The 24,564-nt window shown below is 56.9% G+C and carries 10 protein-coding genes; 3 read left to right on the plus strand and 7 right to left on the minus strand.

Going from position 1 to position 24,564, the window contains the following annotated elements; translation table 11 throughout:
* Window positions 1-308: 308 nt before the first annotated feature.
* A complete protein-coding gene (locus tag IEN85_RS23410) occupies window positions 309-4,406 on the minus strand; it encodes an FG-GAP-like repeat-containing protein (protein ID WP_191619548.1) in 4,098 nt (1,365 codons plus the stop codon).
* Window positions 4,403-6,469 carry a CRTAC1 family protein gene (locus IEN85_RS23415; RefSeq protein ID WP_191619549.1) on the minus strand — a complete coding sequence of 689 codons (2,067 nt, stop codon included), beginning with the start codon at window positions 6,467-6,469 and terminating at the stop codon, window positions 4,403-4,405. The genes IEN85_RS23410 and IEN85_RS23415 overlap by 4 nt, the downstream gene beginning before the upstream one ends.
* Before the next feature lie 322 nt (window positions 6,470-6,791).
* Here IEN85_RS23415 and IEN85_RS23420 point away from each other — a divergent pair, with 322 nt between their 5' ends.
* The gene (locus IEN85_RS23420; RefSeq protein WP_191619550.1) at window positions 6,792-9,005 is read left to right on the plus strand and encodes a glycoside hydrolase family 31 protein; all 2,214 of its coding nucleotides are present in this window, start codon (window positions 6,792-6,794) and stop codon (window positions 9,003-9,005) included.
* A gap of 517 nt (window positions 9,006-9,522) precedes the next feature.
* Here IEN85_RS23420 and IEN85_RS23425 read toward each other — a convergent pair.
* From IEN85_RS23425 to IEN85_RS23440, 4 genes are all read right to left on the minus strand, one after another.
* Complete coding sequence (locus IEN85_RS23425; RefSeq protein ID WP_191619551.1) at window positions 9,523-12,726, minus strand: glycoside hydrolase family 2 TIM barrel-domain containing protein; 3,204 nt, start codon at window positions 12,724-12,726, stop codon at window positions 9,523-9,525.
* A 68-nt stretch (window positions 12,727-12,794) separates the two neighbouring features.
* On the minus strand, window positions 12,795-14,126 hold the full coding sequence (locus IEN85_RS23430) for a sugar porter family MFS transporter (RefSeq protein WP_191619552.1): 1,332 nt from the start codon (window positions 14,124-14,126) through the stop codon (window positions 12,795-12,797).
* Between the two features lie 117 nt (window positions 14,127-14,243).
* Window positions 14,244-16,952 (minus strand): TonB-dependent receptor, encoded by a 2,709-nt coding sequence (locus tag IEN85_RS23435; protein ID WP_191619553.1) that lies wholly within the window; start codon window positions 16,950-16,952, stop codon window positions 14,244-14,246.
* A 435-nt stretch (window positions 16,953-17,387) separates the two neighbouring features.
* Window positions 17,388-18,059, minus strand: a complete 672-nt coding sequence (locus IEN85_RS23440) for a response regulator (protein WP_191619554.1) — start codon at window positions 18,057-18,059, stop codon at window positions 17,388-17,390.
* A 437-nt stretch (window positions 18,060-18,496) separates the two neighbouring features.
* Here IEN85_RS23440 and IEN85_RS24850 point away from each other — a divergent pair, with 437 nt between their 5' ends.
* Window positions 18,497-20,476, plus strand: a complete 1,980-nt coding sequence (locus IEN85_RS24850; RefSeq protein WP_191619555.1) for a sensor histidine kinase — start codon at window positions 18,497-18,499, stop codon at window positions 20,474-20,476.
* 34 nt (window positions 20,477-20,510) lie between these two features.
* On the plus strand, window positions 20,511-21,143 hold the full coding sequence (locus IEN85_RS23450; protein ID WP_191619556.1) for a response regulator: 633 nt from the start codon (window positions 20,511-20,513) through the stop codon (window positions 21,141-21,143).
* A gap of 175 nt (window positions 21,144-21,318) precedes the next feature.
* Here IEN85_RS23450 and IEN85_RS23455 read toward each other — a convergent pair whose 3' ends face one another.
* A complete protein-coding gene (locus IEN85_RS23455) occupies window positions 21,319-24,522 on the minus strand; it encodes an RICIN domain-containing protein (protein WP_191619557.1) in 3,204 nt (1,067 codons plus the stop codon).
* Window positions 24,523-24,564: the final 42 nt, after the last annotated feature.

Raw genomic sequence — 24,564 nt, forward strand, 5'->3', positions numbered from 1 at the left:
TCAATATATCGGATACTCTAAACCTCAAATAGAGTAAAACTCTCTGACGTAAGCCAAACCACCAGACACCGTCGTCTTTGAATACATCCGCTATAAGCCAAGGGTACAAAAGAACAGCAATATAACTGAATTCATCATCCAGCAGATGCATGGCAACTGGTCAGACAAACAATCTGTGTTCATCCTGCAATCTGTGGTTAAGAAACAATTCGCCACGACTTGGAAAAACCTACCCTAATCTGCCCGGCCCCCAAGTTTCGCGACCAAGGTCGCTCCTACAAGAAACCCGCACTGCCCCGCTCCTCGCCTCACTTCGCGGCCACCCGCAAACGGTAGAAGATAGGCGTCGCTCCGCCGCTATCCACCGAAACGCTGCAGCGTACCTTGCCCACGCCTGCGGGCGAGACGATCTCCTGCACCGCGGCATCCGGCACCGGCTTCCAATCCACCAGGTCATCGGAAAATTCGATCCGGTAGTCCACGCCCGCCACCGAAACCGGCCGCTGGTAGAGTAGCTCGAAACGATCCGTCTCGCCCGGAAAGACTCTCCAACGCGGCAGTCCGGACCGGTCCGCTGCGTCGAGCCCAAGTCCAAATGCAAACAGCGTAAAGTTGTCGATGCCATCCGCCGCCACCACCGCATCCGGCGCCGTATCCTGCCCAAGCAAACGGACCGACGCCCAATCGGCGTACCTTAAAACGCCTTCGGCCGCCTCGGCCGTCCCGCTATAAAAGTCCTTTGCCTTTTCCCACGCCGAGATTCCGATTTGCGACCCCATAATACGCCCTTGAAAGTCATCGGCCCGCACGTGGATTCCACCGTATAGACGCGATAGGCCCGCCTGGTCCGCCGCATCGTAGTAGGTCGCCCATTGCAACTGCATGGTCTCCGTCGGCCCGTTTTCGAAATCAAGCCACTCCTCTCCTTCGAAGGTATAGGACCCTAAGCCGCCGGGGAAAAACGGTGTCCCAGTAATCCCGGTCAAGACCTCCGCCGCCGCCCGGCTAAAGGTCGAATGCCCGGAAACATAGCCAGCGAAGGGGGGCGTCACGAAGGTGGAAAGCTGGTAGGTCGACCATTGCAAGGCCGGCACCCAGCCTACCCCACCCACTTCGTTCTCCGGATCGTCCGGCTCCCCCATCCATGTGAAAAGCGCGATTTCCCCCACATGGTCGGCCAGATGGGCATGACGTTGCCCTGGCGCCGCGCTCTCCGACGTAATCAGTTCCGACAAGCCTGTCTCCAGCGGAAGCCCTTGCGGATGGTAGGAGGGCAAATCCGGATCGCTCGACTGCCCCAGCCCTGCCATGAAACGGATCATGGAAATGGGCCGCACGTAATCGTAGTGAGCCTTCACGCCCCACGCCGCAATCGCCGCATCCGACACTGCCCCGTTCAACGCCAGGTAGAGTTTCACGTCCCACTCCAACGGATCCAGCTCCTCGCCTTCCCCCGCAAACCGCCGCTCAAATAGCGGGTGGTCCGACACATCGTTCGCCACCGTATTCCAATGCCCGGGCGGCGTCTCCGAGTGCGGCCCGTCCGCCCAAAACTCAGCAAGCACCCGCCCGTAGTCGGCATGCTTCACGAGGTTGAGCTCGTAAGGCTCGCCGGTTACCGGATTGCCGCCTGCCGCGTTGTATCCACTTCCTTGATTCGTGCCCATAGGGTTGTTCAGCGAAGTCGCCGGCCCAATATCCAGCGCCTCCGCCCCGAGACCGGGAGTCGCTGGATCGAGATAACTGCTGTAGCGCACCACCTCGAGAGCGTCTTGCTGAAAAGCCTGCTCCGTATCGGTTCCCCAAAGCGGCGGAGAACCGGGGTCAAAGTACACGGAATCCTCGTCGGCCTTCGACATGGCGAAAGGCTTCACCTTGCCCCAATTCGATCCGAGGAACTCCTGCGTATTGGCCCCTAGCGGCAAGCCATTCTGCGTCACGGCATAGTCGAAGGAAATCGGTTGCCAACGGTTCGCCTCGACCATTTCCGTGCCGGAGTCGTTGATATTAAACGGTTCGTTCACTGGCTGGTAGCCCGTATCATCGACGTATCCATTTTCTTCATTCGCTCCGTCATAGAGGCCGTGCAGCAGGATTGTCGCCGCGATGCGATTGCCAATTGCAGCAGGACTGTCGCCATCGATCACCGTCACCTCCGCGTCGTACCCGAGGTCCGCCAAGAGCGCGTCGAAGAGGCTTTGCGAAACGGCGTGTCCGGGGGAGTCCGCGTAGCGATGCGTCAGGATCCGATAAGCCGCGTAGCTGATCGCTTGCTCGCGGGCAGCGGCCACATCCGCCGCGGAGTGCTTTGCCTGATAGAAGACTCCTTTCGCCGTTTCGTCGTAAGCCGCCCACGCATCCCACATGGCCGCCGAGACATGATAAAGGTTTCGGGAGTGAACCGTGGGCGCCGGATAATCCTTGCGGATCGCATCGAGCAAAGCCTCGTTCCAGCGACGTGCCACGGAGTGCCCCTCGTTTGCAAGGCGCACCGTCACCTTCATCGTAGCGGACTCCACACTGCCGGCGAGATTGCGCACGCGCACGTGATAGTCGCCTGCATCGGCGGGCTGGGCGCTGGAAAGGACCAGCTCCGAAGCCGTCGCACCGGGAATAAGCTGGTCGTAGTGGTACCATTGATACTCGACTTCGGGGACTCCATTTGCTCGCGCCTGCAAGCGAACCTCCTGTCCCCTAAACGCATCCTGATCACCCGAAATCTCGGACACCACTGGCGTGCGAAGTCCGACCGGCAAAGGTTCTTGCACCACCAGCACGTTGTTCGAGGCGGTCATCTCCACATCCGTCAAAGCGACTTCTAAACCACTGGTCCAACGTATGCGCACCGAGTGTACGGGCCCGCTGTGATCTCCCAGGCCGAAGTGAGCAACCTGCTCGCCGCTGGAGAGATAGAGACCGGTCGGATTGTATTCGCGATACTGGATCGGCCCGCCTTCGCTGGCTTGTACCCAGATTTTGGAGTTAAACCCGTCTCGGTTCGAAAGAAAACCTTCCGGTCGAATCCGCAAGACGTTCCCCGATTCGCGATCGTTTCGATAGAGCGACAACGAATCGGTCGTCGAAGCGACCAGCAAATCAAGGTCACCATCGCGATCGTAATCGAAGGCAACCATCCCGCCTGCATCCGCTTTTTCAACAAGTCCCTCTTTGACGGCCACATCCGCAAAATGCCCCGTACCGTCGTTTTCCCACAAGACCGGCCTCGCCAAATCCTCTGGCTTTTCAACCTGCTGAGGATCTGTCGATGCTCCATTCACTTGGGCAAAGTCTAGGTCCCCATCGTTGTCGTAGTCCAACAACTGCCCCCCGCGACTCCATCCGCCGCTACGTATGCCGGAAGTATCCGTAAAATCCAGAAACTCTCTGTCGCCGATATTTCGATACAAATGGTTGCCTGCCCGCGTGGCCGCTTTCTCCGGATCCGAGCTGGGAGCGATCGCCGTCACGATCCAGTCCGGTCTGCCATCACCGTCGACATCGCCGATATCGCCGCCGACACCGCTATCCTCCGCCCCGATTCCCGCCGCCAAACTCCCATCGAAAAAGGTTCTATCCCCATTGTTCCACAGCAAGCGACTCCCGTAAAAGTCTGCCGTCAGGAAGAGGTCCGGCCAATTGTCCAAATCCGTATCCACGAAAGAAGGCGTAAAGGCAAATTGATACTCGCCGCCGCCCACCGCAGGGATGCGCTGCTCCACTCCAGCTTCCGTCGTCGTATTTTCGAAATACCCCGGAGCCTGCCTGCCTCGGTTGCGCAAGAGAGCCGAATGCAAATGCACGTTCTCGTCCCCCACTTGGACCGACCAATCTGCGAACGCCAAGTCCAGCCAGCCGTCCCGGTCGTAGTCGCCCACCGCTACGCTCGCACCGTTGTGCAGAGTCTCGCTACTCAGGTCTGCCCCACGCTGGATCGCCTCCTCTTTGAAGGTGCCGTTGCCTTGGTTCACGTAGAGATAAAAGCGCGAGTGCGCCACGGTCGTGACCACCAGATCCTGATCCCCGTCGTTGTCGAGGTCCGCAAACGCCGCTCCCATCGAGTGATAGGCAAACTCCGTAGGCAATTGGGCCGCCTCCGTGGCATCACTAAAAGTTCCGTCGCCGTTATTTCGATACAGGATCCCTGGATAAAAGTGTCGAGTGAGAAAGATATCCTGCCAACCGTCGCCATCGAAATCTCCCACGGCGACTCCGCCGCGATAGTGGTAGACGATCTCTCCCGGAGGAAACTCCGCAGGATCGAGCGTGGAAGGAGCCGTCAAGCCAGCCTCGGTCGAAACCTCCGTAAAGGAGGCTTCCGCTTGTACCCAAAATACGAACACAGCCAGGCAAGCGGCAAAGCACCTGCGAAAATGGGCGAAGTACGGTTTGTTGAGAATACTCATCATTCTGAATCAATCACGGTCTCCACAGCTCGAACGCGCAGAAACCAACTTGTCCCCTGCGCCGCTGGCAGATTCGCCTCCACCCACTGGTAGCGTCCATCGGGCGAATCGATGGCCTGCACGGTTTGCGGCGTCCCCACGAATTCCTTCCAAACATCGAGATCCGAGGACAGCTCGCAGACGAACCGCCTGTCCGCCGCTCCCAGCGGACGCTGGTAGCTTATCCGATACGCGCCATCTACCCAGTCCAGCCGCGGATCGATCCACTCGAGCTCTGGCAGATCCCCTGCATCGCGCGGATCGGTCGCAAAGAGGTATTCCATGAAGTTTGAAAATCCATCGCTATCGAAATCCGCGTCCCGACCGCCAAGGTACGGCAGGGTTCGAGGCGAGAGGCGGGTCTCCCATTCCTGGTATGTAACCGGTTCTAGGATACGGATCTCACGATCGACTGGCAGATTCGACAAGGTCTGCACCACCCCGCTGGGCCAACGCACCGTCAACTGGTGGGCATTGCCCGTAAAGTCCCCGAGTCCAAAATGGGAAGTCACCTCGCTCTGGGCAAGGAAGTGGCTACTGGCCGAAACCTCTCGTAGCTGAACCGGTCCATCCGGCTCGGCCTGCAGTTCGAGGCGGGCGCCGATCCCGTGCGAATTCGACTTGCGGCCAACGAGATTGACCCGCAGCCAACGGTTATCCGTCACCGTATCGTTGCGGTAGAGGATGGGCTTAGTCTGGCAATTGGCGATGAAGACGTCGAGGTCGCCATCGTTGTCATAGTCAAAAACGAGAAGTCCCTTTCCCGGGTCCCTATCGGTAAAACCCATCGCGTCACTAAAACGTTGATACACGCCATCGTCGTTTCGCCAGTAGGTCGTCTGGTCGATCGATTCGAGGATGCGAGAGGGGTTGTCCAAATCCTGGTGTCCATTGGTCATGACTAGGTCGAGATCGCCATCGTTGTCGCCATCGAGGAACGCCGTCCCCCAACCCCAGCCCGCTCCGGAGACGCCAGGCCCCGGTCCGACCGACAGGCTAACATCCTCGAAGCGACGCTCCCCCAGGTTGCGATACAAGCGATTGTCAGAGATCGAGGTGACAAACCAATCCAACAAACCGTCCCCATCGAAGTCGCCCACATCCGCCCCCATACCATTGCCGTCCAAGCCCACGCCCGTGGCCGCGCCCTCGTCGACGAAGGTTCCATCGCCCCGGTTCCAAAAGAGCTGGCTGGTCCGGTAGTCGGCCGCCACCAACAGGTCCGGCCAGCCGTCGTTGTCCATGTCGTTAAAACGCGAGGTAAATGCGAAATCGTTGCGCACGCCTGGCGTCGAGGGCCGCTCCAATCCATTCAAACCCACGCCCGCCGCCAGGGTCTGGTTGGAGAAATAGCCCGGAGCGGGAGCCCCAAGGTTTCTCATAAGGGCATTGTGCTGCGCGGCGTCCGGGCCGGTTTGCGGCACCTCCCATTCGCTCACGTGAAAGTCGAGGTAGCCGTCCCGATCATAGTCGCCGAAAGAAACCGAAAAACCATGGTGCTCGATTCCACTCGCCAAGTCAGCTCCCCGAGCAGTCCCCTCCTCCGAGAACGTTCCGTCGCCATTATTTAGATACAGGTAGAAGCGATTGTGGTAGAGCGTGGTGACGTAGAGGTCGAGATCGCCGTCGTTGTCGATATCCGCCCAAGCCGCCCCGTTGCTATGGTAGGACCCGCCGACGCCCGCCCGCGAGGTTATGTCCTGAAAGGTCACCACCCCCTGCGGCCCCGACCGTCCCAAATTTCGGTAGAGAATATCCGGAGCGCCCACCCGCGTCACGAAAAGGTCCACCCAGCCATCGCCATCGAAGTCGCCCGCCGCCGCGCCTCCACTCTGGAAATGGATAATCTGCTCCTCTTCGATCGCCACCATTTGCTCATGAAAAATTCCGGACTCCAAAGTCGCATCGACGAACTGAGCCGAGAGATTCGAGGCCCAGCCAAACAAACCACACAACACCCAGCCAACCACCAACCGCTTCGAAGCACTGGGCAATACAGGGGCATAGGATAGAAGTGATCGAATCATCGGGGGGACAGAAATTACGGTCTCAGCCATAGCATGAGAAGGGTAACCGAACGATAAGGGGAAACCGTGAAGATTACCACGCGCCCCCGCGAAAAGAACTCCCCAAAACGGGGGATATTGAGAACAACAATCAGGAGCGTTCCGAGCCAGAGGCGACAACCCTCACTTGCCCGCTACCCCACAACCAGATTCCCACCTTCGCTTTCGCGACCAAGATCGCTCCTACCTCTTCTAACGATTAGCAACCGGTTCCCGTTGACCGGGATCCCCTTCGCCCAAGCATATCCCTTTCCCCGGCAAGAACTCCAAACACGCTACGCCCATGCCCTATGCCTTTTCACGCTCCCTGCAAGCAGCTGCCACGCTGGCCGCCCTGCTTCTGGCAACTCCGCTTGTCCAAGCGGCTAAAACCCTCTCCGCGCCCAGTGGCGAGCTAACCTGGCAGGACGACGGTTCCGTGCAGATCACCCGGAGCGGAGCGACAATCATCGACTTGCAGCAAATCCGCTTCGACTACCATGCGCCGCTTAGCGTCAAGCTGATCGATGCCAACGACCATTCGATCCGCGTTGCCCTGTCTTTTCCGGCCGCTGTCGACTTCCGCTCCCGCGCAACCGAGCCGCTGGATATCGAGCTCACCATGAGCCGCCACGGCGACGGCTTTCGCTTCTACGCCGACGCGGAATGGGGCAACCAAGTGACCCTCGATTTAGCCGATACCGGCGACCACGTCTTCGGCCTCTCCTCTCCCCTGCAGCCGGAGAACCGCCACTCGCCAGACCTGCGCGAGTCGAGCGTCACCGTCGAAGTAACCAATGCCGCCCAGACCATGGTGGAAAACTTCGCCTCCGCCTTCTCCTCCTTCTACATTAGCAGCCATGGCTACGGAGCCTTCTTCGATACCTTCGGAGCTGGACAATACGATTTCGCCATCAACGGCCGCCACAAGATCCATCACGAAACCGGCACCCTCGACTGGTATGTGTTTTTTGGAGACGACGGACGCGCCATCCACCAAGCCTACTACGAGCTCATAGGAGCCCCCAAGTCCCTCCCCCTCTGGGCCGTCGGCCCCGTGGGCTGGCGCGACCAAAACGATGGCGGAGCCGCGGAAATCCTCGACGACCTCCAGCGCTTCGAAGACCTACGCCTGCCCTTCACCTCCTGGTTCGTGGACCGTCCCTACAGCGACGGAGCCAACGAATGGTCGCTCATGAACTTCAACGCCAAGTTCGCCAAGCCCGAAGAATGGATCTCCACCATCCGCGAGGACCACGGCATCGAGTTCATGACCTGGACCGCCACCGCCTTCTTCGGTGACACCCCCATGCCAAAGCACTTGCCCGGCGGCTTCACCTACGCCGATTTGAGCGACCCCGCCACCGTCGCCCTCTACCAGCAAAAGCTCACCGAGCTGCAACACTCCGTCGGCGTGAAAGGCCACAAGATGGACCGAGCCGACGAGCATCTACCCAATTGGGAAAAGTGGGCCGACGAAACCGTTGCCATCGGCGAACGCCGCAACAAGTACGCCTACCTCTTCGCCAAGACCCACGACGAGTCCCTGCGCCGCACCTGGGGAGACGACCAGTTCACCTTCTCCCGCGCCGCCATCCACCGCGCCCAGCCCTACCTCAGCGCCATCTGGGGAGGCGATCCCCGCACCAGCTGGCAAGGCCTGCAAGGCAACGCCGCCAATGCCATGCGCGCCTCCTTCATGGGCTTCCCCGTTTGGGGCACAGACGTCGGCGGCTACCTCGGCCCAGGCTATATCGACACCGACCTCTACCTGCGTTGGACCCAATTCGGCATCTTCAATGGCCTGCTCGAAATCAAGTTCGACGGCTCCGGCGGCGACGGCCCCGACCGCATGCCTTGGAGCTACGACAAAACCTTCCAATCCGACTTCCGCGAGCTGCTCGAGCTCCGCATGGCCCTCCTGCCCTACCTGCACTCGCTGGCCAACACCTCCGCGACAAACGGCCCGCTCATGCAGCCGCTCGCCTACCGTCACCTCGACGACCCCAACACCTACGACATTTGGGACCAATACTACGTCGGCGACGGCCTACTCGTCGCACCCGTCCTGACCCCCGGCACCGCACGGGAAGTCTATCTGCCCGCCGGAAAGTGGTACCGCTTCGATTTCGCCGAAGGCGTGCAAAGCGCCCACGAAGGGCAGCGAGCGATGGGCGTCCAAGCCGCCCTGGACGAGATCCCACTCTTCGTCCGCGCCAACAGCCTCATGGTCACCGGCGACATCTACCGCGGCAACAGCCGCAACTGGCTCGAAGGCGAAGCCAATACCCTCGTCATCCATGCCTTCCCCGGCGGGATCGGCGAACAAACCAGCTTCACCTACATCGACAGCAAGGACGACAACAAGCCCAAGACGATCACCCTAACTCGCACTGACGAGTCCGTGAAGGTAGTTGCTCCCGAGCTCACGCAAGAGGTAACGATCGAAGTTTACCTCGACGGCAAAAAGCAGGTCAAAACTGTCCCCGCCGGAGCTCCCTTGGAAGCCACGTTTTAAAAGGCAGAGATCCACGTTCCTTTGAACGTATTCAAATAGGTGGCACAGGCGTTCCGCTCCGGCACATATCGCCCGCGGAGCGGCCGATCCACCTGAGGTAGCGCCCGCTGTCCCAGCGGGCGCAAAACACCATCGCATCCGCCACCCCCGAAAGGTGGGACGGCTGCTCCGCAGACGTCTAATCGGCCCCACGTCAATCTGCGCCAGATCAAGAAGAATAAGCCCCGCCAAAATTCTCCCTACCTCAAAACCCGGTTGGTTCGATACCTTCACCGTACCGATCAGCCTCAGCCGCAAACCGAATACGAAAATATCGTACAGTCGTTCCACGCCGGCACACATCGCCCGCGGAGCAGCCGATCCACCTGAGGTAGCGCCCGCTGTGCCAGCGGGCGCAAAAATCCATAGCATCCGCCAGTTTCGAAAGGTGGGACGGCTGCTCCGCAGACGTCAAATTGGCCCCCACGTCAATCTGCGTCAGATCAAAAGAAAAAGCCTCGCCTAAACTCCCGCTACCTCAAAACCCGATTGGTTCGATGCGGTAGCTGTAACGGTAGGCCTTTTCCTTAGGCAGGTACTGCTCGAGCGGGGTGGCGCCCCAGCTATTGTCGCCGCCGACTCCGAGCTGGAGCAGGTCGATATTCAAATACGTCTGCTGACGGGTTCCGAGTTGCCAGGAATAATCGACACGCGAAAGCTCATCGGCGCTGTAGGGACTGAGGCCGCAGCTGAGCGGGACCTCGAGCGCGGTCACTTTCAGCCCGCTGCCTTGACCATTGGTCAGCTCAAGCCAGCGAACCGCCGTCTTGTTGCCGTTTTCCTGGGGACGCGAGTAGTCCTCCCAATTGTCCATCACCGTGCGGGAGTAAACCCCAATCGGGGCGAAGGCCCGGTCCGCATAAGTCGCCTCCGGGCCGCGTCCGTACCAGCGGAAGGAGTCGTATTCGCTCGGCAAGGTCCAGAGCATGCCCACGCGGGGAATGACAGGCAGATCGTATTCGCGAGCTAGATACGAGTAATCGACCTCGATCGCGCCATTGCCATACAGGCGGTAGCTCAGCTCAAGCCCTGCGCCGCCTTCGAGCAGATCGAGGGCAAAGGCCAGCTCCACGGAACCGGTAACTTCATCGCGTACAATCTCGACTGGACGAGAGGAACCGCGTTCGCCAGCGGCCTCACGCCAGATGCGGCTGGGGGTGAGAGCTTTTTGTCGCGTTGGCGCTTCAACCGTTAGGCCCGCGCCGCGATCGTTGTCGGTGGGAGCTCGCCAGAAGTCGGGTTCGCTGGCCTCGGCGAGCTGTTGCTCGCCAATTTTCCAATCCAGCAAGGAACCATCCGCACGGGAGAAGCGGGCGCTCCAGCCATCGCCTCGCACGGTCAGCTCCTCTTCCGTTTCAGTAACAGAAGGCGTTTGGCCAGAAGTCGCAATTGCGGGTGCCTGAAACGCGCCTTCGAGGTGAAACTGATCCCAGCCAAACTCATGGCCTGCCGCCCACCAAGCAGTGTGGGTGGTGGAGCGATACGAGAGCAAAAGCAGCGTTTCGCCAGCGTCGGCGCTAATGGGCTCGGGCAAATCGAGGACGATCTCCACCGCAGAGCGCGGAGCGCCTGCTGGCAGCGGCTGGCTGCCGGAGTGGAATGGCTGGCCGTCTCGCAGGAGGGTCCAGTGTAGCTCGCCTTGTTGCTCTAGCGGCGTGAAGTCGAGGCGGTTGGCTAGGCGGAGGCGGACATGCTGCGACGTTTGCTCCAGCAAGGTCGCCCGGATGGGCTGCACGATGTGCTTGAGGGCGAGCAATCCGGCGTGCGGCGTCATGTAGGCGGCGAGCAAGCCGTTCATGCAGAAATTCGAGTCGTGGGAAACTCCCGCCCGATCTTCCCACCAGCCACCGTAGGCGTAGAAGGTATCGCGGCCCCAAGGATCGATGCGGCCGTAGGGTATCGATTGCTCGAGACCTTGGTCCATCCAGTCCCAAACAAAGGCTCCGGCGATACGGTCATCCGCGAAAATGAGGTCCCAATAGGCGTCGAGGTTGCCGTTGCTGTTGCCCATGGCGTGCGTGTATTCACAAAGCAACAACGGCTTGTCGGGCCAGCGGTCGAATTCGGCAAGCAGGTCGGCCGCAACCGTGTACATCTGGGAAATGACGTCGCTGCTCGATCCGTCGTAGCCGGGAAGGTGCAAGTTAGTATTCTCGTAATGGATGGGGCGTGAAGGATCGGCTTCGTGTATCCATTCGCGGCAAGCCTTGATGTTTGGACCGTCCGATGCTTCGTTGCCAGTGGACCACATGATGATGGACGGATGGTTGAAATCGCGAGCCACCATACGCTGAAAGCGGTCGAGCACAGGAGCAGCCCAGACGGGATCTTTGGCCACGGGGTTATCGAGCGATTTACGGTCGAGACCATGCGTCTCGAAGTTGGCTTCATCCATCACATAGATGCCCGCCATGTCGCAGAGCCGGTACCACTCCGGCACGTTGGGATAGTGCGAGGTGCGCACCGCATTGAGATTGTGGCGCTTCATGAAAGCGATGTCCCGCAACATGGCCTCGCGGGTAACCACATGACCGCCCACCGGATCGTGCTCGTGGCGGTTTACGCCCTTCAGAATGATCGGCACGCCATTGACGAGGAGTTGAGCATCGCGGATTTCCACGCGGCGGAAGCCGACCGCTTGCGGCACGGACTCTAGGACCTGACCCGTGGCTGAATCCCGAAGCGTGAGCAGCAAGGTATAAAGCGTGGGGAACTCCGTGCTCCAGGGATCGACGTTCTTCAAGTCGTATTCAAAATCCCATTGACCGATGCCTGACTGGATCGACGCCGCGTCGAGGGTTTCGGCGAGCAGCGGTTGCCCGGACGGAGAAAGCAACTCCAACTCGACTTCGAGTTCTCTAGACTGCTCCACCAGATCGAGATCGACCCTCAGCCGCCCTGCCCCGCTCGCGGAGTCGAAATCCGCCAATACGCGGAAGTCACGCAAGCGTTCCGGACCAGCATTCCAAAGGTAGACGTCACGGTAGATTCCGCTCAAACGCCAGAAGTCTTGGTCCTCCAACAGCGTACCGTCGGACCAACGGTAGACTTCGACCGCGAGCAGGTTTTCCCCCGCTTGCAGGGAATCGGTCACGTCAAATTCCACCGGCGTGCGGCTACCTTCGCTGTATCCAAGGAGGTCGCCGTTTAACCAAACGTAGCAAGCCGAGTCGACGCCTTCGAAATGCAGGAATACACGGTCGCCGGCATCCGAGTCGTAATCCCAATGCGCCGGAAGCTTGAAGCTGCGACGGTAGGAGCCGACCGGATTCCAGTCACGCGGCGGGCGCAGTTCATCGACTGGATACGGATAGTTGATATTCGTATAGATCGGCAAGCCATGTCCCTGCAGCTGCCAATTGCCCGGCACCGTTACGCGGTCCCAACCGGAAAGATCGAAACTCGATTGCTCGAAGCCAAGCGGACGGCTGGCGGGATTAGGCGACCAATGAAAATCCCACTCGCCCGCTAGACTCTGGTAGCGAGGCGAAGCCTTCGGGTAATCCCGATTTGCCAAGGCCAAAGCACGATCCGGAAAGGCAATGAAAGAAGTCCTCGTAGGCTCCTGCCCAAATTGGATAACCGCCGGATCGTCCCATTCTGGCCGATCTCCCTGGGCAAAGCCTTTTTCCCCAAGGAAAAACGCGAGAACGAAAACGAGAGACAGGTGCGGGCGTAACATGGCTTGCATCTATTATCTGGATACAGGGCTTTTTACAATGATCGGGCGGCCCTGGAGGCCCGCAGGGATTAACGGACTCCCAGCTGGCGCTGCAAATCTTCTAGAGGCACTCCCTTCGTCTCGGGAACCATGAGCTTAACCCATACGAGCTGCAGGACCATCATGCTGGTAAACAAAAGGAAAACGTAGCCGGGAGCCATAAGCTCCACCATTTTGGGAAAGACCGAGGTCAGCAATGCTGCGAATACCCAGTGCGTTCCGCAGCCCAGCGAAGTGCCCGCACCGCGATGGCGATTCGGAAATATCTCCGCGATAAAAACCCAAATCACCGCTCCCTGCCCGACGGCGTGTGCCGCTATGAAAGCGAAGATGCAAAACGGTACGATGCTGTAGTGCTCCGTAAAAAATGCCCATGCCGTAAGCCCCAAGGACGCGATGTACCCAAAGGAGCCGATGTACAAAAGAGCGCGCCTCCCCGCTCTATCGATGAGCCAAAGTCCCACGAAAGTGAATACGAGGTTTGCAACTCCGATACCGACCGATTGCAACAAAGCAGCTCGCTCGCCCAAGCCGGTGAGCTCGAAGATACGAGGGGCGAAATACAAGATGGCGTTGATACCTGAAAGCTGGTTAAAGAGAGCAATGAGAAAAGCCAAGGCAACCGGCTTGCGGAGCTTGCGGGACCACAGGTGAGTGCCGCCCTTTTCTTCGACGCCGGAGGCGTTCGCGATCTCCGCAGCTTCGGCTTCGATATCCTCCTTGCTAGCTTCCGGTCGAAGGCGCTGCAGCACCGCAATGCCAGCGGCACGGTCGCCCCGTTGAGCTATCAGCCAACGCGGACTTTCCGGAAGCCCAAAACAGAGGACCGAATAAATGATAGCGGGCACTGCTTCCACTCCTAGCATCCACCGCCATGCGTTTTCGTCGCCGACTTCTCGGATGATCGCATTGGATAGAAATGCCACTAGGATGCCGAAAACGATGTTGAATTGAAAAAGCGCGGTGAGGCGTCCGCGACGTTCAGGCGTAGCAATCTCCGCGATGAACATGGGAGCCGCGACTGTGGATACGCCCACTCCGAGCCCTCCTAGGAAGCGAGCGATGATGAACATCGTTACATCGGTCGATAGTCCTGACCATACGGCGGAGACGAAATACAAAGCTCCAATCCCTATCAAAGTTGAACGGCGACCTAATCGATTCGTGGGCCACCCCCCGAATAGCGCGCCAATCACCGTGCCATAAAGAGCCGAGGCAATAGCAATGCCGTGCAAGGAAGCGCTAAGCCCCCACAGCTCCTGGATACGTTGCTCCGCACCAGAGATGACTACAGTGTCGAAACCAAAAAGAAATCCGGCAAGGGCCGATGTGAGTGACCAGAAAAAGAGGCGGGAGGGCATCGGGATATGAATTGGGTCAAATAAAAATGCTATGCGACGAGGATATAGATACAAGCAAAGATCGCCCGCAGACAACCCGGGCGATCTCGCTTGTTTTAACTACAAACTACCCTAAAATTAGAACTGATAGTTAACTCCTGTGAAGAACGTCGTGCCCGAGCTAGTGGTGTTGTAGAGACGGCGGGCAACCAAGTCAGAGTACTGTTCTTCGCGTTGGTTCGTCAAATTGATCGCGTCGAAGGTAAGCTTGAGCTTGTCGTTTATCTGGTAGAAAGCAGAGAAGTCGACATAGGTGGTTGAATTGAAGCCGTCACCAAACTCGTCGTTCCCGATAGCCAACGGCCAGGCGACATAGCCTTGTCTGTAATTTGCGGATACGCGGGCTCCCCAGTTATTGGTTTCGTAGTAAAGCGTCGCGTTGCCGAGCTTCTTGGAAAGACCAGAGATCGGAGAAACATGCGAGATACCTTGAGCTTGCTCAGCGGGGCTGGCGTAGTCGAGCTCGCCATCGATGAAGGAGAGGTTTCCGATGAAGCCGAACTTGTCGAAGGGCGCGGGGAGGAAGTCCAGGTCCGACTGCAAGGAGAACTCCAAACCGTCGATCGAGCTGTCCTCGTAGTTGATTGGGCGACGGAACTCCGCAACGTTAGTGCTGTTAGTCAAGCCAGGCAACAGGTCGAGCGGAAGACCGGTTTCGCTGTACGGGATGTCGGTTGCGAGGTCAGTGCCAATGAATCCGGAAATGTCCTTGCGGTAGACTCCGACTGCGAACGATCCCACTTCTCCGAAGTACCACTCGAGGGCGACATCGATGTTGTCCGAGTAGTAAGGCTGCAAGCTTGGGTTACCCATGCTGATGGTTACTTCTCCATTGCTTTCAGAAACACTGCCGTTAACCGCGAGCGAACCGAGCCCAGGGCGGTTGATGTTCTGCGAGATCGCTGCACGAAGGAGCAAATTCTCGCGAAGTTCGAAAGTCGTGTTGAGAGCGGGAAGGATGTCGTCGTATCCACTTTTCACTACAATGTCACCGATGTTAGCTCGACCGGAGGATTTGATAGAGGTATCGAAGGCACGGACACCAACGTTTCCAGTGAATCCGATTTCGCCCAACTTGGAGGACCACTCATACATAAAGTATGCAGCGTCGGTGCTCTCTTCCACTTCATAAACGTTTTGGATGGATCCAGGATCACGAGTGAGTCCGAGGTGGGTCAATGCCTTGTCGAAATCTGCAATCGCCCAGTCTTGGTCCTTGTGGTCAGTGAAAACCACCGCGTATGCGCTCACATCGTCGTCAACTGCCCCGGATTGGAAATCGGAGCGGAGCACGTTGTCGTTGCGCTGGATGTAACCATCGTTCGAGAACTTTTGGTGCGAAGCGCCGAACTTGAGTTGGGATCCGCTTGCAAGGAAGTAGGTGAAATCCGCCTTCACGTTGTCGAAGTTGGTTTCCTGATACGAGGCGGCGAAGTCAATTTCATGGGCCCTCCAGTTATCCGGATCAGTGGTGTCGAAGCCCCATGTGTTGTGAAGATAGAATGGGTCCTGCGTGTAGTCGGAGACAACGTCTCCAAATGTCTCGAAGTAGAACTTGTCGCTAATGGGAATATCGAAGGAAGACGTTTCCGTACCGACTAGAAAATCCGCCCTGAGATTGTCGTTTATACGCCAGTCACCGCTGAGTACAATTTGGTCGAAAGTGTTTTCTGCATGTTGACGACGTGTTTCTACGGCCGCGTTACCGCCCGAGACATCCACGTAAACGACCTCTCCCGTGTCCTTGATTTCGATGTCGTTAATGACAGAATTTGGATACGTTACGCCATCGACAGTGGTGCCACCACCAAGCCAAGAGGAGGAGTTCGAACCGCGTGAGTTCAAGTGAATCTCGCTACGGTCGCTGGAGAACTCGCCGTGAAGGATGTCGAGCGTGAGCATGAGGTCATCGCTTGGCTTCCACTGGAACGCGCTAGTGAGGCCAAGGCGCTCTTGATCGCTACCCCAGGCGGATTGACGATTACCGCGAGCCCAGCGGGTTTCGCCGTTGTTGATCTTGGCTTGCTCCTCGGCTGTCAGAGCAGATATGTCGCTGCCTTGAGCTGAAGAAGAGGGACGCCAACGGTAGGTATTAGTGCCCTGCTCCACTGTCTCACGTTGCGAGTAGGCCACCGAGAACAGAGCGCCAAAGGTATCATCCCAGATATTGGAGATCTGGAAGGCGGTGCGTGGCTGGAAGTCGTCCGTGTAAGTGTTGGTGCCGACCTTAGCTGAAAAACCAGCATTGAAGCCATCGTAATCAAACGGCTTGGCAGTATGGAGACCAACGGTTCCCGCTAAGCCTCCTTCGTTTTGGGTAGCGTCCATGCTCTTGTAAACGTCGAGACGATTGAAGAGCTCGGATGCGAAAATGTTGAAGTCGAATGCGCGGTCGCGGCTGCCTTGACCACGACTGTCCTGCGGAGAGTCGACATTGCCGAGAACCTCCATGCCGTTTAGCTGCACACGGGTGAAGTCGGGCCCGAGCCCGCGCAACGATACACGACGACCTTCGCCCGCTTCGCGATTGATGGCGACGCCGGGAAGGCGCTGCAGAGACTCTGCCAGGTTGAGATCCGGGAACTTTGCGATGTCTTCAGCGACGATCGAATCGCTCACGATCTTGGACTCGCGCTTGAATTCACGAGCTTTGATGAGCGAGGCGCGAGTGCCGGAAACGACAAATTCGTCGAGCTCGAATACGTCGGAATCATCAGTTTCTTGTCCGAGCGCATGAAAGGCAGGCAGGCACAATGCCGCCGCAAGCAGTGGGGATACTAGTTTCATAAGTAGGTATTTTGGGGATACAAATTTGGGATTAGGCCCAAATATATTGGTGCGATGGAGCGAGCAAACGGAGACAACTTCCGAACGTCAAAGCGGCCGTGAATCATAACGTTAGAATTCTGTTTCTAAATAAAACAAAGCCTATCGATCGCCCATGTCCCCTAGATTTCCGTTTGGCTATCGACAACGAATTCGATCCGCTTCTCTCCGGCGAGCCAGGACCCAAACTAACGCTTGTACATTGCGTAGGAAATAGGGGCACCTGCGAGACCAAGAAACACGGAGGCGGATAAGCGATAGCTTTTGTATCCTTTTAACTGATACAATTATCGAGGCAGAAGGGTGGGCCTTCTCTCCACTGACTGCGGGCAAAAGAAAGGCCAGCGTTCAGCTGTCCTTCAAGCGCAGTGCCTCCTTTCGACTGAAGCACCTCGGCTATAGATGCACGATGCCGTGGCGTATCGCCGCTATCGCTGCTTCAGTTCGGTCGCGCACGCAGAGTTTTCCAAACAAAGTCTTGAGGTGAGACTTCACGGTCTCGTCGGATATCTTGAGATTTGAAGCGATCTCCTTGTTACTTCTTCCCTTAATCAAGGACTCCAACACTTCACGCTCCCTTTCGGTAAGCGGTTGCCTCTGGGTCCACCGCTCCAGCCTCTCCGCGACTTGTTTCGGAAGCGCATCGTCTCCTTCGAATACGCTCCGGATCGTACCCGCAATTTCTTCAACCGCCATGTCCTTCAGGAGGTAAGACTTGGCCCCAGACTGGATAGCGCGATTGATGTCCTCGTCCCAATCGTAGGTGGAGAGCACGATTACCTTGGCTTGAGGATGCTTCTTGCAAATGGACAAGATAGCTTCGGCACCTCCCATGTGATGCATGCGCAAGTCCATGAGCACGACATCTGGCAATACGTCGTCATAGACCTCGATCGCTTCTTCGCCATCCGATGCCTCGGCCACCACCTCCATGCAAGGTTGGCTGTCTATCAGGGCGCAAATACCCATACGCATCGAAGGATGATCGTCGACGACAAGGATTCTGATGTTCGCAGGAGACGCTTTTTCAGGAAATTCAGAGGATGTACTAATTGCAGGATTGCTCATTTATTTAGAGAGAAACTGTAAACCGACAGTGCGACTTAGGACTCAAAACTAACATAGATACGGTCTCCTGCCCCTCACCCATTCGGGGGATTAGTTCAAAATAGTCGTGAATAAAGCGTCACAAACCGATCCCCCCTAAACTTGAAGAGGACCTGCCCTATCCACTTGCTCAAAGGAGCCGTATGCATTTGTTCTGTTCGTCCCCCCCTACCGCCCCCTTGCCAATGCCCATATATTCGCACTCTACCCAGTTAAACCACCCGACTTTCTTTCGAACGACCATGTGCAGGAGCCGCCTCTCAAATATACTCTTACACGATGCACTCTTCGCCCTATCGATCTTGGCCTGCGCAGTCTGCGCTTCCTCTGCAACTGCTCAGTCCAACGATGGCCCTGAAGTACTCACCACCGCAGCAGCAATCCGAAGCTTAACTCCAGTGCAGGCAGCCCAACAGCTGCCGATTCGCCTAGTCGGCTGCTTCATCTCCCGCGAGGACAATTCCTTTGCCATGCAGGACGAAACAGACGGGATCTTCGTTTTCACGCAACCAGGGTTCCCCATCGATGCCCTCCCCGGAGACTTGATCGAAGTAATCGGCGTGACGAATCCCGGAGACTACGCTCCATGCGCCTCCGCGACGTCGATTCGCACCATTGGGAAGACCAAGATTCCTGAACCGATCCCTGCCACTATCGCCGATTTGCATACTGGTCAAATGGACGTGGCGTGGGTCGAGGTCACCGGGATCGTCCGCAGCGTCAAGATTGGCCCCAACCCCATCCCCCAACACCCTAGGGAGGGCGAGTCACCGGAGGAGGTCGCCAGCAGAAATCTCTACACCCAGCTAAAACTAGCCGACGGCAATTCCCATGTCGTCGTCGAGATGCAAGAAGTGCTCGACCCCAGCATGTACTTGGACGCAAAGGTCAGGCTTCGCGGACATTGCTTCTACCTTCACAACAGCAACCGCCAGTTCGTCCGCCCAATCCTCCACACACCTCGAGGCATCAAGCCAGAGATATTGGTTCAGCCGCTGCACCGTGACTTCGAAGGCACCCCTACCTCGGTTTCCAGTCTGTTTACCTTTGACCACACAGGGGGAACCCCTGGCCACCGCGTCCATGTAAGAGGAGTCGTGATACACCAAAGACAGGGAAAGGCTCTGTGGATACGCGATAAAAACCAAAGCCTGCGCGTGCAGACGTCACAAGACACCGCACTCCAACCAGGCGACATCGTCGACGTGCTCGGGTTTCCCGAGCTTGGTACCTATAGCCCACTACTGGAAGACTCCGAATTTAGGAAACGAGGAGATGGAGCACCCCCGATACCAGTCGACCTTGAAGGATTGAATATGATTTCTTGGCATGATTCGGATCTCGTCCGCCTCGAAGCCAAGCTACTGGAAGTCCAGCGTTACCCCGAGAGCGTAGAGCTGACACTCGAGGGGCTGAATACAACCGTGCGCGCTTCCCTCCTGACCGGCTCGGATCAGATCGAGCTACCGGATTGGAGACCCAACAGCGTCGTATCCGTGACTGGGATCGCCACCGTGGGCGAAGGGGAAACCATTCCGCTCAACGGCCTGTGGTGGTCAGAGTCTCTGCACATCTCACTCCGCTCTCCCGCCGACCTCGCCATCATCACGCCCGCCCCTTGGTGGACTCCTAAACGGATTTCCTACGTCCTCGCCGCTGTGCTCGCGGTAGCGCTCGGCGCCATCGCCGTGGTAGTCCTTCTCTCTCGAAATCGACTTCGCGAACAAAAGCAGCAACGAGCCCTCGCCGAATCGGAATTCTCCGCCATACTCAATGAGCGAAACAGAGTTGCCCGCGAAATACATGACACCCTTGCTCAAAACATAGGAGCAATCTCCGTACAGCTGGAGATGGTACGTACCGATGCCAAAAACCTCAGCGAAACGACGCAAAGGCACATCAAAACCGCTCACAGCCTAGCCCGCACGGCGTTAACAGACGCACGCGATTCTATCTGGAACATGCGCTCCCAAGTTTTGGAAAAATATGATCTTGAGGGAGCCCTCAAGCGCATCACGACACAATTGACTGAAGACTCGGAGGTTGAGGTTACGACGAAAGTACTTGGAAAACAAAGACGTCTTCCACCTGTAGTCGAAAACAATCTTCTCAGAGTCGGACAAGAGGCGATCACCAATGCCTGCAAACACGCCAACGCAACGCGCATCACAGTGCAGATCTCCTACGGCGAGCGACGTGTGGAGCTGGTTGTCAGCGACGACGGCGATGGTTTCAATACCCAGCAGGTCTCGCCGGAGGCGAACCGTAGCTTCGGTCTCGTGGGAATGCGCGAGCGGGTGGAACTGCTAGGAGGCAAATTCGAAATCACAAGTTCCAAAGGCCAAGGCACACAAATCCTTGTTAGCGTCGGCGACTAGCCCCGTATTCACTTTTTCAAACACACTATACAAGATGGAAGAAAAGCAGCGCATCAAAGTAATGATCGCCGACGACCATCCGCCCATGCGTATGGGACTCGTTGCTTTGATAGACAGCCAAGAGAGCATGAAGGTCATCGCGGAGGCTTCGGACGGTGAAGAGGCGATTGAGGTCTACGAGGATACCAAGCCCGATATCGCCTTGATGGACCTTCGCATGCCGGGCATGGGCGGAGCTGAAGCCATATTGGCTATCAAGAAGATCCATCCCAACGCAAAAATCATCGTCCTTTCGACCTACGACTCCGATGAAGACATCCATCGTGCCCTCCAGTCCGGCGCCTCATCCTACATTTTGAAGGACATGCCCATCGAGGAAATAGCAGAGACCATAAAGATGGTTTTCCAAGGCGACGCCTCACTCCCAGATGTCGTTAAAAAACGACTCGCGGAGCGATCAGAGCGAGACCAACTTACCGAGAGAGAACGCGAAGTCCTAGAAGCTCTTGTAAAAGGCAGGAGCAACAAAGAGATCGCGTCCAGCCTCTCCATCTCGGACGAAACCGTAAAGTCCCACCTCAAGGCGCTCTTCCTAAAACTAAAAGTCCGCGACCGGACCGAAGCTGCCATCGCCGCCATCCGCCACGGAATCGTACATCTGGACTAGGGCTTGTCCTCAAATCAGCTCGTTGCTGAATCGCAGACCAATCAAGGCAGAGCAAGGCTGCCAAAGCCTTGCGAAAAAAAAGCTTCGGGCGGCTTTGGCGGAGGTCGCGACCTTCCCCTTTGACCAGATCGCTTCGCGACAGGCTCATCAACCACTGCAACACCCGCCTGCCCAATCACTCGGACTTCACTTGAAGACGCAGGAATAGATCTTCATCGGCTTCAAGACGTCTTACAAAACGTACCCACTGTACTCCTCCCTCTTCCGATATAACCTCGCTAGTTCCCTCAGCCACTGCCCATTCTGGCGACAGGTCCGAAGACTCCAGTACTCGGAACGCGAGGTCGGCGGCGCTTACGGCACGTCGATAAACGATCGCCAACGGAGCGACCGAATCATCGAGGTAAGGAGCGAGGTCTCCTTCCTTTCGCTTCGGATTTCCCGCAAAGGCTCGCTCAAGAAGGTTGATAATTCCATCTTTGTCTGGGTCTGCGTCGTCGGCGGCCTCGCCAGCATTCTCAGTCACGCCGAAGTGCAGTTCGCGCCATTCTTCGGCAAACGAAAGCAAACTAGCGAAACTGACATCTGAATATAGACTCGATCCAGCATCGTTGCTCGCCGCCACTTCATAATAAAACTTTGTTTTCCCGGAAGTTTCTGTATCCACAAAAACAGGACTCGACAGATTCGAGGCAAGCGCTACGAACGGTCCGTCGCTCGATTCGGAACGTCTCACCGCATAAGCAGTCGCTCCCGGAACCGAGTCCCAAGACAACACGATCTCGTCGTCCATGACGGTAGTCGCAAGTCCGGTCGGCACCGGAGGTGAAACGAGTCCAGCGACTGCAGCGACTTCGTTCGCCGACAGGGCAAAGTTGTGGATCTGGAAATCGTCTAGGCGGCCTCTGTAGAAAGACCACGAATTGAATCGGTTCTTGCCCACTAGATTGAGGTTAGAAGAGATATCCGCCAGCGACACAGTACTTGAGCTTTCGTCTACCATGCTTCCATCGACATACAACTGCGCCTTCGTCTCGCCCAGCACAACCGCGAGGTGAGTCCAGCGGTTCGTATCGAGAGCCGTCGCATTCAGCTGCGCTTCCTTTCCAGCATTCTCGATCACAAAACGAAGCCCCGAACCTGCCGCACTCGGACTCAGGTAAAAACGAGACTCCACGTCGTCTCCAAATTCGAAGATGCGCTGATCATCCGATCCGCCGCTCCAGTAAACCCAACACGCAACACTGATTTGAGCGTGGTCAGCGATCGTTGCAGGCAAGCTTATGAAGTTGTTGACCCCATTGAAATACAGCGAACTCGCCCCAACCTTCCCATCTAAGTAAGCAGGTGCGTGCGTGGCCTCGGCATCATTCGCATTTCCGGAACCATCGCCTAGGCTCTGCTCAAAGTTTAGCGAAAGGGCTAGAGTCGGTCCACTGCTCGGGGAGACAGACTGGACGTCCGAATATTCCGATTGGTTGCCCGAACCATCGGTTGCTTTGATTCTATAGAAGTAGGCTTGGGCCTCGTATGCCCCTTTGTCGATGAATGTGGTATCCACAACCTCACGAGCTATCAATTCGTATGGACCTTCAGTCGCGACAGAGCGATATACACTGTATCCACTCAAATCGTTCTCATCGTTAGCTTCCCAAGACAGCGTTACTGAAACTGCGTTCGCTCTCGCCTTCAAGCCGGTCGGCGCCGCTGGAGCTTCAAACTCGACCAAAGCGCCAGCCTTGACGAAACGCCATTGCTGCAAGTGTCCGCCCGGACCATCTCCCAATTGGACACGAGCCCCGTTCTCAGTCGATCCATTGGCCACTTCCAAATACTTTCCGCTGAAGCGACTACGAATGTAGAAATATCCGTCTTCAACGTATTCAAGAACCCATTGCTGGTTAATGCCTTCCAGGTAGTCGTAAAGGCGAACCTCTGCGCCGGCGTTGAGATTCCAGTTCCAAACATCGATCGTCTTGGTCGTCGCATTGAAGGGCTTGATCGTGAAGTAACTCCAATCACCTCCAATGGTTCGAGGCACCCTATCGACCAACCAGGATTGATGGCTTTCGTAGTTCGGAGTGCCTTGCTGGATATGGGAGCCGTTGCCAGTCCCTCCGCCTTGCACTTCCAGGATCTTCCCGCTTTGTCGATTCACCAAGGTGTAGCGGCCTTTTATCACCGGCTGTATGTCATCGCCCCAAGTGATGTTTATCACGCGCTCTGCATTGCTGTGGGATGAAGTCTGATAACCAGAGCCACCCGTCGTATTGACAGTGAAAGTACGCTGCGGGCCAACGCCGTCGAAAAAGACATCGCGATCTGTGGATACAAATTGAAAAGAGGTCGGTCGAGCCTGCCGCTCGGATTCTCCCACGAACGCCTGAATCTTACCATCCGGAGCACGGTAGACCGAGGCCGCCGTCCAGTTGGGACGATTTTCCGAGTAGCCGAGTCGAGTTCCATCGCTGGCCTTCACGAACTCGCCTCTGGCGTACTCAGCGCTACCCCACCAGATTCCAACGTCCATGCCGTACTCGGCTCCAACCATGGCTTCCATGACGTTGTGCAACTCGTCGTTGATGCCAATGTCGCCATTGGCTACGACGTATTCAAAAAACGATGCGTAAGTATCGAATCCGCCCGCTAGCTGGTGCGTATTTCCTTCGTCAAGCAGGTCTTTCAATGGGCTGTACCATTCGAGAGCCAGGTCGTTATTCAATGTACCGCCTCCTGCGATACGGATGTCCGCAAAGCTCTCCTTATATTTTGAATCTTGTCGAAACAGGCGAGCAATCTCTTCCAAGCGCCCTACGTTGCCGTAGCCGTTAGTGACGAAATCTGGTTCGTTGAAGGGAGCAACCGACAGAACCGTTCGCCCTGCGTCTTCCGCTTTTCGCCTTGTCAAGTCAATCAGCTCGGCCCATCTGTCCGCTCGAAGATTTCCTGACCCATCTTTGAAATAGGAATCGATGCCAATCGTATCACTGTTGAAGTATAGTGCGGCATCCTGTTTGGTATACGTATCTACGATCCGCATACGCTCGTTAAATTCCGCCTGTCGCGTTGTTTCGAGATCACCATTTATCAAAGGTCTGTCTCCAGTGAACGAAAAGCGAATAACGTCGACCTGCTCCTTACCCATAAACTCCACGCCGCGCCGCACGTTGCTTTCCGAGAGCCAAGCTGTATCCAAGCCCCAGATGGAGATAGACTTGTCAACCCCGGGAGCGGTGACGTCGAAGAGTACGGTGTTGTCTTGAGCTAGGGCAGTTCCGTTCAAAGAGAGACAGAATACCGCTGCGACAATTGAGTGGCCCTTACGAAACGCGCGTACCATAGAGGCACGATGCGACGTAGTGTTAGCGTTCAAGCTCATACTTGTGCGTATTGGGGTTGGTAGATCGAGGTAAAGTGGTGC

Source organism: Pelagicoccus enzymogenes, assembly GCF_014803405.1.
Classification (GTDB): Bacteria; Verrucomicrobiota; Verrucomicrobiia; order Opitutales; family Opitutaceae; genus Pelagicoccus; species Pelagicoccus enzymogenes.